At 50.8% G+C, this 15,641-nt stretch carries 8 protein-coding genes and 6 pseudogenes; 13 read left to right on the top strand and 1 reads right to left on the bottom strand.

From position 1 onward, the window contains the following. Positions 1 to 71: 71 nt before the first annotated feature. The 10 genes and pseudogenes from ACQRAX_RS25265 to ACQRAX_RS25220 all read left to right on the top strand — a co-directional run. Positions 72 to 2,882, top strand: a pseudogene (locus ACQRAX_RS25265) (RHS repeat-associated core domain-containing protein); the annotation flags it as partial. A gap of 393 nt (positions 2,883 to 3,275) precedes the next feature. Beyond that, complete coding sequence (locus ACQRAX_RS25260; RefSeq protein WP_412037796.1) at positions 3,276 to 3,686, top strand: immunity 22 family protein; 411 nt, start codon at positions 3,276 to 3,278, stop codon at positions 3,684 to 3,686. A 480-nt stretch (positions 3,687 to 4,166) separates the two neighbouring features. Further along, positions 4,167 to 4,508, top strand: a pseudogene (locus tag ACQRAX_RS25255) (transposase); the annotation flags it as partial. Then, positions 4,502 to 4,987, top strand: a pseudogene (locus tag ACQRAX_RS25250) (RHS repeat domain-containing protein); the annotation flags it as partial. The pseudogenes ACQRAX_RS25255 and ACQRAX_RS25250, both read left to right, overlap by 7 nt. A gap of 430 nt (positions 4,988 to 5,417) precedes the next feature. Then, the gene (locus tag ACQRAX_RS25245) at positions 5,418 to 5,897 is read left to right on the top strand and encodes a hypothetical protein (protein ID WP_412037795.1); all 480 of its coding nucleotides are present in this window, start codon (positions 5,418 to 5,420) and stop codon (positions 5,895 to 5,897) included. 1,094 nt (positions 5,898 to 6,991) lie between these two features. After that, a pseudogene (locus tag ACQRAX_RS25240) lies at positions 6,992 to 7,702 on the top strand (RHS repeat-associated core domain-containing protein); the annotation flags it as partial. Between the two features lie 42 nt (positions 7,703 to 7,744). After that, positions 7,745 to 8,317, top strand: a complete 573-nt coding sequence (locus ACQRAX_RS25235) for a hypothetical protein (protein ID WP_412037794.1) — start codon at positions 7,745 to 7,747, stop codon at positions 8,315 to 8,317. 334 nt (positions 8,318 to 8,651) lie between these two features. Then, a pseudogene (locus tag ACQRAX_RS25230) lies at positions 8,652 to 9,974 on the top strand (RHS repeat-associated core domain-containing protein); the annotation flags it as partial. Between the two features lie 299 nt (positions 9,975 to 10,273). After that, positions 10,274 to 11,451 (top strand): IS3 family transposase gene (locus tag ACQRAX_RS25225; protein WP_412037793.1). Its coding sequence is split into 2 segments (ribosomal slippage): positions 10,274 to 10,541 and positions 10,541 to 11,451, totalling 1,179 coding nucleotides; the frame shifts between segments, so codons are not numbered across the junction. A gap of 96 nt (positions 11,452 to 11,547) precedes the next feature. Next, on the top strand, positions 11,548 to 12,006 hold the full coding sequence (locus ACQRAX_RS25220; RefSeq protein WP_412037792.1) for a hypothetical protein: 459 nt from the start codon (positions 11,548 to 11,550) through the stop codon (positions 12,004 to 12,006). A gap of 139 nt (positions 12,007 to 12,145) precedes the next feature. Here ACQRAX_RS25220 and ACQRAX_RS25215 read toward each other — a convergent pair whose 3' ends face one another. Then, positions 12,146 to 12,280: a hypothetical protein gene (locus ACQRAX_RS25215; protein WP_412037828.1), complete on the bottom strand. Its 135-nt coding sequence runs from the start codon at positions 12,278 to 12,280 to the stop codon at positions 12,146 to 12,148. 255 nt (positions 12,281 to 12,535) lie between these two features. On the opposite strand from ACQRAX_RS25215, the gene ACQRAX_RS25210 reads away from it, so the two are divergent. The 3 genes and pseudogenes from ACQRAX_RS25210 (at position 12,536) to ACQRAX_RS25200 (ending at position 15,505) form a co-directional block, all read left to right on the top strand. Continuing rightward, positions 12,536 to 13,006 carry an SMI1/KNR4 family protein gene (locus tag ACQRAX_RS25210; protein ID WP_412037791.1) on the top strand — a complete coding sequence of 157 codons (471 nt, stop codon included), beginning with the start codon at positions 12,536 to 12,538 and terminating at the stop codon, positions 13,004 to 13,006. 78 nt (positions 13,007 to 13,084) lie between these two features. Beyond that, positions 13,085 to 14,884 (top strand): annotated as a pseudogene (locus ACQRAX_RS25205) (RHS repeat-associated core domain-containing protein); the annotation flags it as partial. Positions 14,885 to 14,899: 15 nt separating this feature from the next. Then, entirely contained in the window at positions 14,900 to 15,505 is a 606-nt protein-coding gene (locus ACQRAX_RS25200; RefSeq protein ID WP_412037790.1) for a hypothetical protein, read from the top strand. Positions 15,506 to 15,641: the final 136 nt, after the last annotated feature.

Below are 15,641 nucleotides of genomic sequence, written 5' to 3'. Positions count from 1 at the left end.
AACTGCTCGCCAGAGATGCCACAGTAACCGGCTACCCAAGGGCTGGATAGGTGGGGTTCATGGATCGCACTCTGTTCTTCTACTTCGGCGAAGTGCCGGACGACGACAGCCCGGTGCCGCTGCAGCGCATCGAAAATGCCCTCGGCCACTTCCTGCATTTCACCCGCACCGAGCAAGGCACGCTGACCGACATCAGCGCCACTGGCGGCACGCGCGTGCACCTGCACTACGACCACCCGCTGGGTCGCCTGACCGAGATCAAACGGCTGGTCAACAACCAGGCGGTCGAGACCCTGACCCAGTACCGCTATGACGAGCAGGGTCAGCTCAGCACGGTGATCAACCGCAACGGCGACAGCGTACGCAGCTTCAGCTACGTCGACGGCCTGATGGTGAATCACAGCAACGCGTTGGGCCTGGGTTGTCATTACCGCTGGGAAACCCTCGGTGGCCAGCCACGGGTGGTGGAGCACTGGACCAGCGACGGGGAGCACTTCCATTTTCGCTACGACCTTGAAGGGCGCACCAGCTGGGCGACCGATGTGCTCGGTCGCGAACTCGAGGTGCACTACAACACCGACCACCGAGTGATCGCCAGCCGCGACTATGGCGGCGAACGTTACGCGATTGACCTGGACGACAACGGCAACATGGTCGGCCTGAGTTTGCCGGACGGCAATCGGCTCAGCTTCACGTACGACGAATTTGCCCGTTTGCTCGAAGAGACGGACCCACTGGGCCGCAAGATCGCCTACGAATACCACCACCTGACCACCCTGGTGACCAAGGCCAGCTACCCGGACGGCAGCACCTGGCAGGCGCGTTACGACGACAAAGGCAACCTGCTTGCCGAAACCGATGCCCTGGGCCAGTTGACCGAGTACCTGAACAGCGACGATGGCTTGCCACACACCATCATCGATGCCAACCACAAATCCAAATACCTGTGGTGGAACGCGCTCGCCCAGGTCGAGCGCTATCAGGACTGTTCGGGCAAAAGCACCCGCTATCGCTACGATGAGCGCCAGCATCTGGTGGCAGTGACCGATGCGCTGAACCAGACCACTACCCTGGAGCGCAAGGCAGACGGTGAAGTACTGCGCATCAACCATCCGGACGGCAGCGCGGAAAGCTTTACGTACAACGTCTATGGCCAGGTGCTCAGCCACGCCGACGGTAAAGGCCAGATCACACGCCTGTTGCGCACCGCACGTGGCTTGCCGAGCAGCCGTCAGGACGCCAAAGGCCAACGCATTGCTTACGAGTACGACAAGGCCTTGCGCCTGACGGCGTTGGTCAATGAAAACAACGCGACCTACAGCTTTGCCTACGATGCCTCGGATCGGCTGAGCGAAGAGGTGCGGGTGGACAACCTGACGCGTCGTTTCAGCTACAACGAGGGCGGTCACCTGACCCGCGTTGATGAAGTCGGGTATGGCGAGCGAGGTGAGCGTCCGGAGCGCAGTACGTTATTTGAACGTGATGCCATCGGCCGACTGATCGCCAAGCTCAACAGCGATGCGCGTCAGGAATACCGATACGACGAGGGGGATCGCCTGCTGTCGATTGAGCGCTTGCCCACCGGTAGCGGGAAGAAGCTTGGCATCACCGAAGAAAAGCTCGAATTTGCCTACGACCTGCTCGGCCGACTGGTCCAGGAGACGACGGCGCAAGGCACCTTGTCATACGAGTACGATTCGCTCAGCAACCTGACCACGCTGACGTTGCCCACCGGCCAACACCTCAATCATCTGTACTACGGCAGTGGCCACCTGCACCAGTTGAACCTGGATGGCCAGGTGATCAGCGACATGGAGCGCGATGACCTGCATCGCGAGGTGTATCGCACCCAAGGCAAGCTCACCAGCTGCTTTGGCTACGACGCCATGGGCCGCAAGGCCTGGCAGTTCGCCTCCACGTTGCCGGCAGAAAAGCTTTCGCAGGTGCATAACGCCGGGATCAATACCTCATTGCTGGTGGAGCATGCGTACAACCCGATTCACCGGCGTTATCAGTACGACCCGGCCGGGGAATTGGTGCGCACCCTGGACAAGTTGCGCGGCGAAATCAAGTACGAGTACGAGGCCAACGGCCAATTACATAGCCGCACTACCGGTTCGCTGGTGAGTAGTGAGGAATTCCGCTACGACGCCGCAGCGAACCGGCTGAACTTCAATACCAGCCAGTTCGACAAGGTCAAAGACAACCGCATCAGGCAGTGGCGTGATCAGGAATACAGCTACGATGCCTGGGGCAATCTGATCGAGAAACGCAGCGGTCTGAGCCAGTTGCAGCACTTCAGTTATGACGCTGAAAACCGCTTGGTCAAAGCGGAAACACTGATCAACGGCAAGCTCGAAAGTGTGGGCGAGTATCGTTACGACAGCCTCGGGCGGCGGGTCGCCAAGCGGTCCGAGATCAATGGCAAGGCCGAGCAGAAGCATTTCCTCTGGCAAGGCCTGCGGATGCTGCGGGAGGAGACGCCGGAGCAGAGCAGTTTGTACCTCTATGAGCCGGGTAGCTATGCGCCGCTGGCGCGTTTCGACCAGGTGGAGGGCGAAGAGCAAAAGCTATATTACTTCCATACCGATCAGATCGGTACGCCGCTGGAGATGACCGACAGGGAGGGGGAGATTGTCTGGCAGGCGACGTATCGGTCTTGGGGCACGATAGAGCGGCTGGTGGTCAATGAAGTTGAGCAGAACCTGAGATTTCAGGGGCAGTACTTTGATGACGAGACTGGACTGCACTACAACACGTTTCGGTATTACGATCCGGAGGTGGGGCGGTTTATCACCCAGGACCCAATCGGGCTGCGGGGCGGAGCTAATTTTTATGCCTATGTGCCTACCCCGACGCTTTGGATTGACCCGTTGGGTTGGGTACCATGGGAGAAAAATGGCTTTGAAAGCTGGTTTAATAGTGCTTCAGTCCAAGATGTCATTGATAACAAAAAGGGAGTGGAGGAGGCGCTTCGAAAACCTGGCGGGAAACATGAGATGTTCCCGGTTTCGATTGCCTCCAAGGCAAGGGAGCTTAGTTTTACTGCCCAAGAACTCAAGGAAATGACCGTGCCTACTAAAGATATTACTTTTGTCGGCGTAACTGATAGGCATGGCAATCCAGTGCCTGATGGCCCGCACCACGGAAGTAGCGCAGGTAGAAATTTCCATAATAAACTTATAAAGGACTTGGTTAAGACCAAGAGTAAGGCTGAAGCGTTGAGTGTCATTGATACACACCATCGTAATCACATGAAATTGGGGTCTTGTTAAATGGATATTTATGATATCGAGCGCTATGAAAAAGTGCATGTATGGGTGGGTACTAATTTTTCCCCGGAACCTGTATATCTCAAATATTTCGAGTTGGACTACTCTGTGGATATGGATGATCCCGCATATAAAGTCTGTGAATTTTGTCAGGATCTCGGAATAAAATGGTATGATGAGGACTTTATCGGGATAATTCCCAGAAAAACTCAAGAAGTGAGTTTGGATGAGATCCTCAAGGAGTCATCTGTTGATTCTAGTGAGTTGTTGGATGTTAAAGCTGAATGCATAAGGCTGGGCATAACCAAAGCCAATGCTATATTTTGGTATTCTGATGGGGGGGTTGTTGTGCCTCGGCCATTTAAAACTAGTTATAATGGGTTGGCGTACATTGGTTTATTTGAGGGTAACTGATAGTGTTAATTGCAATTGTCGCATCAAAGGTCGATTGATGCTATGAAATTCTGGGTGATGGCAACTAACCTTAGCCTGAATTAAAAGGGGCAGCAATCCGGGGTGTAGTTGATGAATGCAAGCAATGTTCGGTACATAACAGTCAACGACTCAAGAATAGTTGCTGGCGGGGAGCTGGAAATTGGCGGGGATAGAGTCTCTGTAAGTGACTGTGATTTTTGGCAGTTTGCTAGCCAGCAGCGTAGAATTTTAATCGGTTGGTGTAGTGAGGCAGCAAAAGTAAAGTATTGAGCTGCTGTACGTAGTAGGCCAGTTTCCTGTAAGACCATGCCTCTCACTATTAGCAGGTCCGGGCCTGTTGTGCTCGATATTGGATCTGAGAAGCTAGGCTCTGTACGAGATCCCGAGAAACTCAATCGGCGTCCCTCGGAAGCTGAAATTTTGTAGAGTTTCCATCCATCTACGGAAAGGAATCCTGTGATGGCAAAGCGTTATGAACTCTCGGATGAGGCCTGGGGTGTGGTTGCTGATCTCTTCACCGAAACCCATGGCCGGGGGCGGCCCCGCCTGAGCGACCGCCTGATGCTCGATGGCGTGCTCTAGGTGCTCCGCTCAGGTGCTGCGTGGCGAGATATGCTGGAACGCTTCGGCCCCTGGTCAACGGTGTATCAACGGTTTCGGGGCTGGCGAAACCAGGGGACATTCGATCAGATGCTCAAACGCTTGCACTTGAGATTGAATGAGCAAGGCTTTATCGATTTGCAAACCTGGATGATCGACTCAACCGCAGTACGCGCAACCCGAGCCTCATCTGGCGCCGGGTGGCCAAGCAGTCGGAGATCAACGGCAGAATTGAGCAGAAGCGCTTTCTTTGGCAAGGCCTGCGGATGCTGCGGGAAGAGACGCCGGAGCTGAGCAGTTTGTACCTCTATGAGCCGGGTAGCTATGCGCCACTGGCGCGTGTCGATCAAGCGGAGGGGGAGAAGCAGAAGGTTTACTACTTCCATACCGATCAGATCGGTACGCCGCTGGAGATGACCGACAGCGAGGGGGAGATTGTCTGGCAGGCGACGTATCGGTCTTGGGGAGCGATTGAGCAGTTGGCGGTCAGTGAGGTCGAGCAGAACCTGAGGTTTCAAGGACAGTACTTTGACGACGAGACTGGGCTGCACTACAACACGTTTCGGTATTACGATCCGGAGGTGGGGCGGTTTGTAACGCAGGATCCAATTGGGTTGGAGGGAGGAAGCAATCTCTATCAATACGCTCCTGAGCCCCATGGCTGGGTAGATCCGTTAGGATTATCATGTGGCAAACTGCATGATAAGGTCATTGCGGAAGCGAACCAGGTGGCAGCACCTGGAGGTAAAATTACTGCACAACAAGCAGCAACTTTGAAAGGAAACTTGCCAGTTGTGCAGCGCCGTAGTGCCTTCCAGAATCAGGTGGCCCGAAAAGAGTTTGCTCGAGATCAAGACTACTTAATGAAACAGTGGGAGGTTAATACAGGGCGAGTTTGGCCAGAAGGGGCAACACCTCATCATGTAATTCCCTTGGAGAGTGGAGGTGCCAACAAGTGGTGGAATCTTATGCCGACGAGAGGAAAGCTGCCTAATCACTCGCTTCCTGGAATACCTGGGCCACACGCTGCAGGTGGAGTATTAAGAACAACTATCCAGCAGAGCAGAAAGGCCTTGCCGCCGGGTACGATAACAGATGTGAGAGGTTGATATGTTAGATGCTGAAAAATTGGTTGATGATATAGCGCGTGCCAGATTTTTCTCCAGGATGGGTTGTGCTCCTGATTTAAATGAAGGGGTGATTTATGTGGAGAGCGTGTTTAAAGTTTTTGTTGAGCCAGAAGAGTCAGATTTTCATGGGGTCTATAAAAATCTTGAATGGTTACCGACTACTCCTACTCAAGAAGATCCTTTCAATTCGTTCCCCAAGGCTCCTAAGGACCTAGTTGAGCTTAGACTTAAAGTTAGTAAGGCAGTTATGCAGTCGATTAAAGAAGTGCCAAAGGAAAAATTTATTGCGGGTGCGCATGATTTTAGTGTGGCTGCACGAAATGCAGCTTGTTTTGCATTTCGACAATACGTGTCTGAGTGCTACTATGGAAGTGGCAGCGTTTGGTCAAGGGTGGTTGATCTTTACTTTTCCGGGAGATGGCCTGTGGGGTATTCAAAGGATAAGCTGATTGTTATTTAGGTTGTTGTGAGCTTCGCTTTGTAGGTCTGTTATTAAGTTTGGTTTTTGCGGATTGTGGGGTAGGCTTTTGCTTGTTGTTAATGAGGAGTGTCATGTTTATTGATTTGGATCGGTTCTGCTTGAAATTGGAGTAGCCGCGAGTCAGGGTGACTGATTTAGGGGGACTGTTTGTTGGGGTTTTATTGATTGATGTCACGAGTGAGCTACATTGTTGTGCCGGTAACACCATGGATGAGTTGGTGTTGAAGGTCTCGGGATGGTGTGTAAGGTTTAGCCGTTGGGCATGTTTTTATATTTGAGATATTTCTTTAGGTTGGACGAACGCAATGCTCATGCGACTATCTACACCTATAGGTTTTATTTTTAAGTGGCGAAGCAGTTGGGCGACTAATGTACTCGGGCGTGAACTCGAGGTGCAGAATGAGTGGCGTTGACTTTGCGTTGAGTAGCGATCCTATGCTTTATTCTGGAAATGGAAGTAAGTAATATCAGGAGCTAATAATTCGCAAGCTTACGGTTTTGTTGGCATTCATGAGAACTCATGGTTTGCTGTATGTTGACCCTTTTGGTGTAGATGGTGAGTTGAATGTGGATTTTGTCCTAATAAAATCTGGAGACTCTCCTGAAGGGGTGGAAGTGTTTAAAAAGGTTATCCCTGGTTGGTTTGCATATTTGGATAAAGGAGGGGCGTATCCAATGTTTCTCGGCTAGAAAAAGGGCTAAAAAATACGAGGGGCATAGGTTTTTGTTTGCCATTGTTAATGGTTGTCAGGTGTTATCAGTTTTCTAATGTTGTGGCTTTTTGTAAGTGCGCCACGAGTACAAGTGCTCGGGGCGTTCAACTTTATTTTAAATCGATCTTTTGTGTATTTCGCGCAGTCTGCCTGCTGTCCATGTCTAACATCTATTTTTCTAGTGGCCTAGGGGTTCGCTAGAGTAAATAGTATGGTTGCCAGAAAATTTGTTCCTGTCAGGCTAATAATTATACTAACTGTGCATGGTGGCAAATAGTTTTGGGTAATTCTAGGTAGTCGGTTTTACGAGTAGGCTAGCTAAGCGCCGTAGGCGCGACTTATCAGGCCGAAGGTGAATAGCAAAAACTTTACTACTTTCATACCGACCAGATCGGCACGCAACTGGAGATGAACGACAGCGAGGGGGAGATCGTCTGGCAGGCGACGTATCGCTCTTGGGGCACGATAGAGCAACTGACGGTCAATGAAGTTGAGCAGAACCTGAGGTTTCAGGGGCAGTACTTTGATGACGAGACTGGACTGCACTACAACACGTTTCGGTATTACGATCCGGAGGTGGGGCGGTTTGTAACGCAGGACCCGATTGGTTTATACGGTGGGTACAATCTTTATGAGTATGCCCCAAACACGGTAACATGGATTGATCCATTTGGATTGTGTAAAAGTGCGGCCAGTGGAGATAAAGGTCGGACTAAGGCTATGCATGACTTGGAACGCAATGGGTATAAAATTGTAGCTGAAGAAGTTACCATGAAAGTGAATGGGAGCAGGGTGCGTGCTGACTTTGTTGCTAGGGATGCTCAAGGTAATCTGCACGTATTTGAAGTAAAGCATGGGTCGGGATCGCTCACAAAAAATCAGAAGGCTTCTGGTGTTTTCGATATGAGTAGCCCTGCCAATACAACTAATCATCTAGGTGGTGGTGTGATTAAGCCGTCAAGTGGTACAGTTGGGAAGTTAAAGGTCGATACAGGTAGTGCGCGTGGTAAGCTTTTGGGTGGTAAAGGGGCTGTTCATGATGCAGTTTTCAATGTGCTTAAGTATCGGTGATTTATGACTCTGGAAAGTCGCTCTGTTTTTGAGGTTGAGCTGTTGAAGAAACTCAAAGAGGTTTCTGCTAGTTTTCCGGGTGTGATTGCTTCAAGGAACAAACTAAAGTTTAAGTATGAAAAAAAAGTAGTTGCTGAGCTTGTGTTTGAACATTTGGCGCGCGTGGATGCGTATGTTCTTGTGGGGCTAGTATATGGTGGGTCGCTGTTTGATTGCGCCTCGCATTACACTCCCCCGTATAAGAGTAATTTGTTTGGTGGTGCTGGTTTTTCTTTTACTACTTCGGGTGATCGGGGTAAGATTTTTAGTGGTGACTTTGGTGGCGCAATTAAAACTCCTGACTCTGTGTCTTTGAGAAGTGTTTGCGATCATATTGGATCGGTTTTGGAAGATTTCTATATCCCAATGGTCCTAGGGTGTATAGCTCCTACGGGGCGTACCATTCGGGATGTTTTGAGCGCGCCAGATAATTACGCATATCCTGCTGTGTTTGTTCATTGCGCGATGTCTTTATGTCCAGGGTTGGTGTCCGAGCAGGAACTTTCTGAGGTGCTTTCATGCAAGGAAATTGTAAAAAATAAAGGTTATGATTTACCGCTCTTGGCATTGAAGTGATAAGTGTTTTTTTTTTTGGGAATTGTGCTTTTGGTAAGTGTGGCTGTTGTTTTTTGTTGAAAATAAGTGTGTTGGTGAGTTTTTCTTGCTAGGGTGTGCGTAGTTTCAATACTGCTTTATGAATTATTGCTCTTTCAAAATCAGGGCGAGGTGACTGGCACATATGGCGAGACTCCAGTCTATTGCGATTCTTTTTGGATATGCTGACCGCCCGTGCGCTTAGGGATTGCTCAACTGATCAAAACCAACATGATAGTCGTCACCCTGTGCCTTAAAGTTCACCGCAGGCTTCATCGTCGGTGAGGTAGCCGCCTCCACATGGTCGAACTGGCGCATTCAGCGCAAGCCAACCGCAGTGGGTAAACGGCTGGGCATCACCGAAGAAAAGCTCGACTACACCTACGACCTGCTGGGGCGGCTGACTCAGGAAATCACCTCTGAGGGAGCATTGAGTTACGAGTACGACCCACTCAGTAACCTGACCACGCTGACCTTGTCGGACGGACGCAAGGTCAACCATTTGTATTACGGCAGTGGCCACCTGCACCAGTTGAACCTGGATGGTCAGGTGATCAGCGATATGGAGCGCGATGACCTGCATCGCGAGGTGTACCGCACCCAAGGCAAGCTAACCAGTTGCTTCGGTTATGACGCGATGGGCCGCAAGGCGTGGCAGTTTGCTTCGACGTTTCCGGCCGACAAGCTCTCACAAGTGCACAATGCCGGCATCACCACCTCATTGCTGGTGGAGCATGCGTACAACCCGATTCACCGGCGCTATCAGTACGACCCAGCCGGGGAGTTGGTACGCACGCTGGACAAGTTGCGCGGCGAAATCAAGTACGAGTACGAGGCCAACGGTCAACTGAGAAGCCGTGACACGGGTTCGCTGGTCGGTAGCGAAGAGTTCCGCTACGACGCCGCAGCCAACCGGCTGAACTTCAACACCAGCCAGTTCGACAAGGTCAAAGACAACCGCATCAGGCAGTGGCGTGATCAGGAATACAGCTACGATGCCTGGGGCAATCTGATCGAGAAACGCAGCGGTCTGAGCCAGTTGCAGCACTTCAGTTATGACGCTGAAAACCGCTTGGTCAAAGCGGAAACACTGATCAACGGCAAGCTCGAAAGTGTGGGCGAGTATCGTTACGACAGCCTCGGGCGGCGGGTCGCCAAGCGGTCCGAGATCAATGGCAAGGCCGAGCAGAAGCATTTCCTCTGGCAAGGCCTGCGGATGCTGCGGGAAGAGACGCCGGGGCAGAGCAGTTTGTACCTCTACGAGCCGGGAAGCTATGCGCCGCTGGCGCGTGTCGATCAAGCGGAGGGGGAGGAGCAGAAGGTTTACTACTTCCATACCGATCAGATCGGCACGCCGCTGGAGATGACCGACAGCGAGGGGGAGATTGTCTGGCAGGCGACGTATCGGTCTTGGGGAGCGATTGAGCAGTTGGCGGTCAGTGAGGTCGAGCAGAACCTGAGGTTTCAAGGACAGTACTTTGACGACGAGACTGGACTGCACTACAACACGTTTCGGTACTACGATCCGGAAGTGGGGCGGTTTGTAACGCAGGATCCGATTGGATTGGATGGAGGGTTCAACCTTTATCGATACGTACCGAACCCAACGGGCTGGATTGATCCTTGGGGATGGGAGTGCTGGGGGACTGCGCGTAAGAACTACTGGAAAGCTGAGGCTAAAGCCCCTACTCAAGCATATTCCCCTGCCAACCTTGCTCGGATGGCGGAAGGTAAGGCGCCTAAAATGACTGCTGAAGTCATTAATAGAAAGACAGGTCTCCCTGAAATAAAAGATGTATCGATGGAACTCCACCACAGAGATATCCCTCAGCGAGTGGGTGGGGATGGTGTACACACAACTCAGAATTTAGATTTGTAGTGGTCTAATTTCCCCGGACACCTCGATAGGTGGAAAATGCATCTATCGAGGAGATTTTCATGATCAAGAAACGCAGGACATTCGACGAAGGCTTCAAGCTGCAAGTGGTGAAGATGATCACGGACCAAGGGCTGAGCGTTCCGCAGGTCTGCCGCGACCTGGATCTTGGTGAGACAGCCGTTCGGCGCTGGGTTCAACAGTACGAGGCCGAGCAATTGGGACAGGCCGGGATAGGTAAACCACTCACATCCGAGCAGCAGCGCATCCGACAGCTGGAGCAGGAAAACCGCCAGCTCAAGATGGATAACGATGTATTAAAAAAAGCCACCGCCTTCTTTGCCCGCGAGCTGAAGTAACGTATCGATTGGTTCGGCAACTGCAACAGAAGGCTTATTCGGTGGCGTATGTCTGTCGGCTGCTGGGTATCAGCCGATCCGGCTTCTACGAGGCCAACAAGCGTGAGGCGCCGGTATCGATTTGTCCCGTGACCGTGCAACTCAAGGCGTCGTTTGCTGCGAGCGGCGGCTGCTATGGCAGTCGCCCGTTGCGTAAAGTGTTGCGTGCCAAAGGTATGGAAGTAGGCGTTTATAAAATTCGTCGTTTGATGCGCGCCAATGGCCTGCGTTCGGCCTGGAAGCGTAAGTTTGTGCACACGACCGATAGCAAACATGACCTGCCGGTTGCCGAGAACGTGTTGAACCGTCAATTCGAACCCGAGGCGGTGAACAAGGCCTGGGTGGCTGACATTACCTACATCCGAACCCGTAGTGGTTGGCTGTACCTTGCTGTGGTGCTGGACTTGTTCTCACGCAAGGTCGTGGGCTGGTCCATGGCTGCGAACATGCCAGCCGAGCTGGTGTGTAGTGCAATGCAGTTGGCAATTGCTCAACGCCAACCGCCACCTGGTCTGATCGCCCATTCAGACCGTGGAAGCCAGTACGCAAGCGCGAGCTACAGAGACTTGCTGGCAAGAAATGACATGCTGCAAAGCATGAGTCGTAAAGGGAATTGTTGGGATAACTCCGTGATGGAGCGCTTCTTTTTGAGCTTGAAAATGGAGCGCGTCTGGCGTCGCGATTACGCCAATCAGTCTGAAGCGATACGGGATATCACGGAATACATCGTTGGGTTTTACAACAACGAGCGGCTGCACTCGAAACTGGGATATCTGCCACCGACCGTTTACGAACGGGCGATGGCGTCGAAACCACCTATCGAGGTGTCCGTAATTAGTTGACCACTACAATTCACTGACGCCATGGGAGCACGAAGTGGTTGATCCCTTTAGGCACACGGGCTATGAGTTATCAAAAATTATTAAGGGGTTGGATGTATGGTAGATTCAAAGCAGGTTCGAGACTGGGTAGAGAGTGATATTTATAATCAGCTACTCAAAAGTGTGATGCGGATATTGAATTTTAATGTTAATGATGAAGACGTCTCTGATGTGTTGCTGAAGTATGATGCTATGAAGTTCAATGCTGCAGAGGTTCAGCCACTTGAACTTTCTAATATTGCAGAGGATGCTGATGGTTTTTGCAGGTACATTTCAAAAAAATTAAAAATTATACAAGGTACAGAAAATGAGCAGGAGGGAAAACATCAGGAAGATGAAGATGATGTGGTTCTAGCTGTTAATCCATTCTATAGGAATTTTCTAAATATTTATTTGCTGGAGTTTTATATTTTAAAAAATAAACCTGAGGATTTGGATGGGTATCTGAAGTCTATACGGATTCCAAATAACAAAAAATATGCGTCGCAGTTAAGGGCCGCTTTTAAATCCATGTAGGGTCGTGTTCGCGGAATAGCTTTCTTTAGGTGCTCTAGGTGCTGCGGAGACAGGTTGTGCCGATTATTGAGAGACTAGTGTGAGTGAAAAAATGAGTTGAATATTTCACTTTCATTAGTCCTATGAGGTTGTAAAACCATTAAAGCTGGACAACCTGTTCTTCTACTTCGGCGAGGTGCCGGTCGATGACAGCCAGGTGCCGCTGCAGCGCATCGAAAACGCCCTTGGCCACTTCCTGCATGTCACCCGTACCGCGCAAAACGCTGACTGACATCAGCGCCACTGGCGGCATTCGCGTGTACCTAGAATACGACCAACGTTCATCTCCTCACTCAAGAGTGGTTTTCACTCGAAGCATGATAGGGTATTGCATATGTACTCAAACCAGAGAGCTAAAAGCTGGGTTGGGCAAGACGGGGTGAGACGCCTTTATAATAGCGCACCGCCAAGTATGAGTCGCAGTCCATTCAATGCTTGGGGAAATCATATTGAAAGTTGCGTGCGTTAGACTTTTGAAAGGGATATGTATATGAGCTATATTGATAGGCTGGAGTTGGAGATTAATGCAAGCGGGGAAGATCCTGCGTTTGCTGGTGGCGCTACTGATGAAGTTATATGTGATTTCGAAAAAGCGCTGGGTGTAAAGTTCCCTGGCTCATATATAGAGTTTCTTAAAAAATATGGCGCCTTATCATTTGCAGGTGATACCTATTATGGGATTACTAAAAGCGGAATTGACGCAGTAGCTGTTCCTAGTGTTGTCTTTGCGACAAAAAGCGCTTGTGCAGATGGTGATGCAGACGATTCGATGATTGTAGTTAAAGCTTCAGGGTATGGCCCAATTTACTCAATTGATACCTCGATTATCGGCAGTTCTGGAGAGCCGGTTATAGTAGAAACGGAGCTTTCCTTTAAGCGGACAAAGGAAAAAAATGTAATTTATCAGGATTTTCAAGAGTTTTTTAGCGATATGATCAGGCAGGCTATCAAAGAATTATAAATGGTTAATGTCTATTAAATGAGTGAAGGGGCGTCAGCACGCTGCCTCCCGTACCCGCTGCCAGGCCGGCGAGCAAGGCAGCGGCCGCAACGCGAGACGCTGTTCGAGCGCGATGCGATTGGTCGTTTGCTGGCGAAGCTCAACAACGATACGCGGCAGCAGTATGAGTACGACGACGGTGATCGGTTGCTGAGCATTCAACGCCAGCCAACCATGACCGGCAAGCAACTGGGCGTAACCGAAGAGAAGCTGGAATACGCCTACGACCTGCTGGGCCGGCTGACTCAGGAAGTCACTGCCGATGGAGCCCTGAGCTACGAGTACGACCCGCTCAGCAACCTGACCACGCTGACGTTGCCCACCGGCCAACACCTCAATCATCTGTACTACGGCAGTGGCCACCTGCACCAGTTGAACCTGGATGGTCAGGTGATCAGCGACATGGAGCGCGATGATCTGCACCGCGAGGTGTATCGCACCCAAGGCAGGCTAACCAGTTGCTTCGGTTATGACGCGATGGGCCGCAAGGCCTGGCAGTTCGCCTCGACGTTGCCGGCAGAAAAGCTCTCACAAGTGCACAATGCCGGCATCACCACCTCATTGCTGGTGGAGCATGCATACAACCCGATTCACCGGCGTTATCAGTACGATCCGGCGGGTGAATTGGTACGCACCCTGGACAAGCTGCGCGGCGAGATCAAGTACGAGTACGAAGCCAACGGCCAGTTGCACAGCCGCGATACCGGTTCGCTGGTCGGGAGTGAGGAATTTCGCTACGACGCCGCAGCCAACCGGTTGAACTTCAATACCAGCCAGTTCGACAAGGTCAAGGACAACCGCATCAGGCAGTGGCGGGATCAGGAATACAGCTACGATGCCTGGGGCAATCTGATCGAGAAACGTTCAGGGCATAGCAAGCTGCAGAGCTTTGCCTATGACTGCGAAAACCGCCTGGTCCGGGCGCAAACGCTGGTCGAGGGCAAGCTGCAGAGCACGGGCGAGTATCGCTACGACAGCCTTGGGCGGCGGGTGGCGAAGCAGTCGGAGATCAACGGCAAAACTGAGCAGAAGCGCTTTCTTTGGCAAGGCCTGCGGATGCTGCGGGAAGAGACGCCGGGGCAGAGCAGTTTGTACCTCTACGAGCCGGGTAGCTATGCGCCGCTGGCGCGTGTCGACCAGGCGGAGGGCGAAGAGCAAAAGCTGTATTACTTCCATACCGACCAGATCGGCACGCCGCTGGAGCTGACCGACAGCGAGGGCGAGATCGTCTGGCAGGCGACGTATCGCTCTTGGGGCACGATAGAGCAACTGACGGTCAATGAAGTTGAGCAGAACCTGAGGTTTCAGGGGCAGTACTTTGACGACGAGACTGGGCTGCATTACAACACGTTCCGGTACTTTGATCCCGAAGTTGGTCGATTTAGTACGCAAGACCCAATAGGTCTGCAGGGAGGCATTAATTTATACAAATATGCAATGAATCCTGTTGTATGGATCGACCCATGGGGGTTAACGTGCTCTAGCGACGCTAAGGCGCTTAGGGAAAATATGGTCGCCGCGGGGAAGTCGGAGCCTAGCTTCAAAAATTCTGCTCACCATATTGTTATGTCCAACTCCACTGATGTGCGGATGGTTGCGCTTCAGGGAAAAATGAAAGATTTGGATATTGATATAAATACTGCTCACAATGGTGTTTTCCTACCTTCAAATAGTAAGGTAAAACTACCGGCAGGTAGCACTTTGCCTAATCATGCCAGTATTCATACTAATGCATATAAACAGAAGGTATATGATCGGCTGGTGTCGATAAATAATAGTAGTGATTTTCTGAGTGAGCTAAATAAGATGAGCTCGGAAATTGCGCGTGGAGTGTTTTAAATGGAGAGTATTTGTATGTATGATTTGCATGAGGTTGAAAAAAAATATGAGGAGGTTGGCTCTGAATGTGAAAGATATTTGTCCGATTATATGTCTGGCGTCTCTCTAGAGTTGTGTCGGTCGGTAATAAGCAAGGGTGCTATGTATAATTTGCGTCCTTATGAGGTTGAGCGGGCAGGGTATAAGAAGGGTAGGAAGCTCAATAAGTTGCCAGTTAACATAAAAAATACTCACGTTTATCATTTTGATGAGCGTGGGCGCGTGATTTTTATCGAGATATATGGTCAGGCCGAAAATATAGTAAATAAAGAGTTTTGTTTTTACGGAGATGATTGCCTCGAACGTATTCACTTTACAAGCTCAGGTGATCTGAGGAATATCTCAGTTTCTATTTTTGATGGCGATTTAGTTAGAAGGGATCTCAATTGGGGGGTGTTTGGGTGTAGTATCTCAGATTATGTATACTCTGACAGTCGGCTTAGCAGAATTCGCGTTCAGCAGAAGGAGCATGCAGAGTCTTCGTTTTCTGAATTTGATGTTGTTTTTGAGTATTGTGGCGAGGAGCTAGAGAGTATTGTAAATATTTTCCCTAATGGTTATCAAGAGCAGCGATTCTCTTGACTTTTATAGTTAAATATTTTCTTTTCTTGATGGTTCTGTTTAAGATTCGCCTAAGCGAGCTAGGCACTGTACGAAAAGAGATGTCGCAAACACCGCATGGAACAAGCCAGCGAGACCATAGCGGCATAGCTTTTCG

Origin of the sequence: Pseudomonas sp. UM16, assembly GCF_050312595.1 — a bacterium.
In the GTDB taxonomy this organism is placed as follows: domain Bacteria; phylum Pseudomonadota; class Gammaproteobacteria; order Pseudomonadales; family Pseudomonadaceae; genus Aquipseudomonas.
This window is presented reverse-complemented; position numbering and strand designations above follow the sequence as displayed.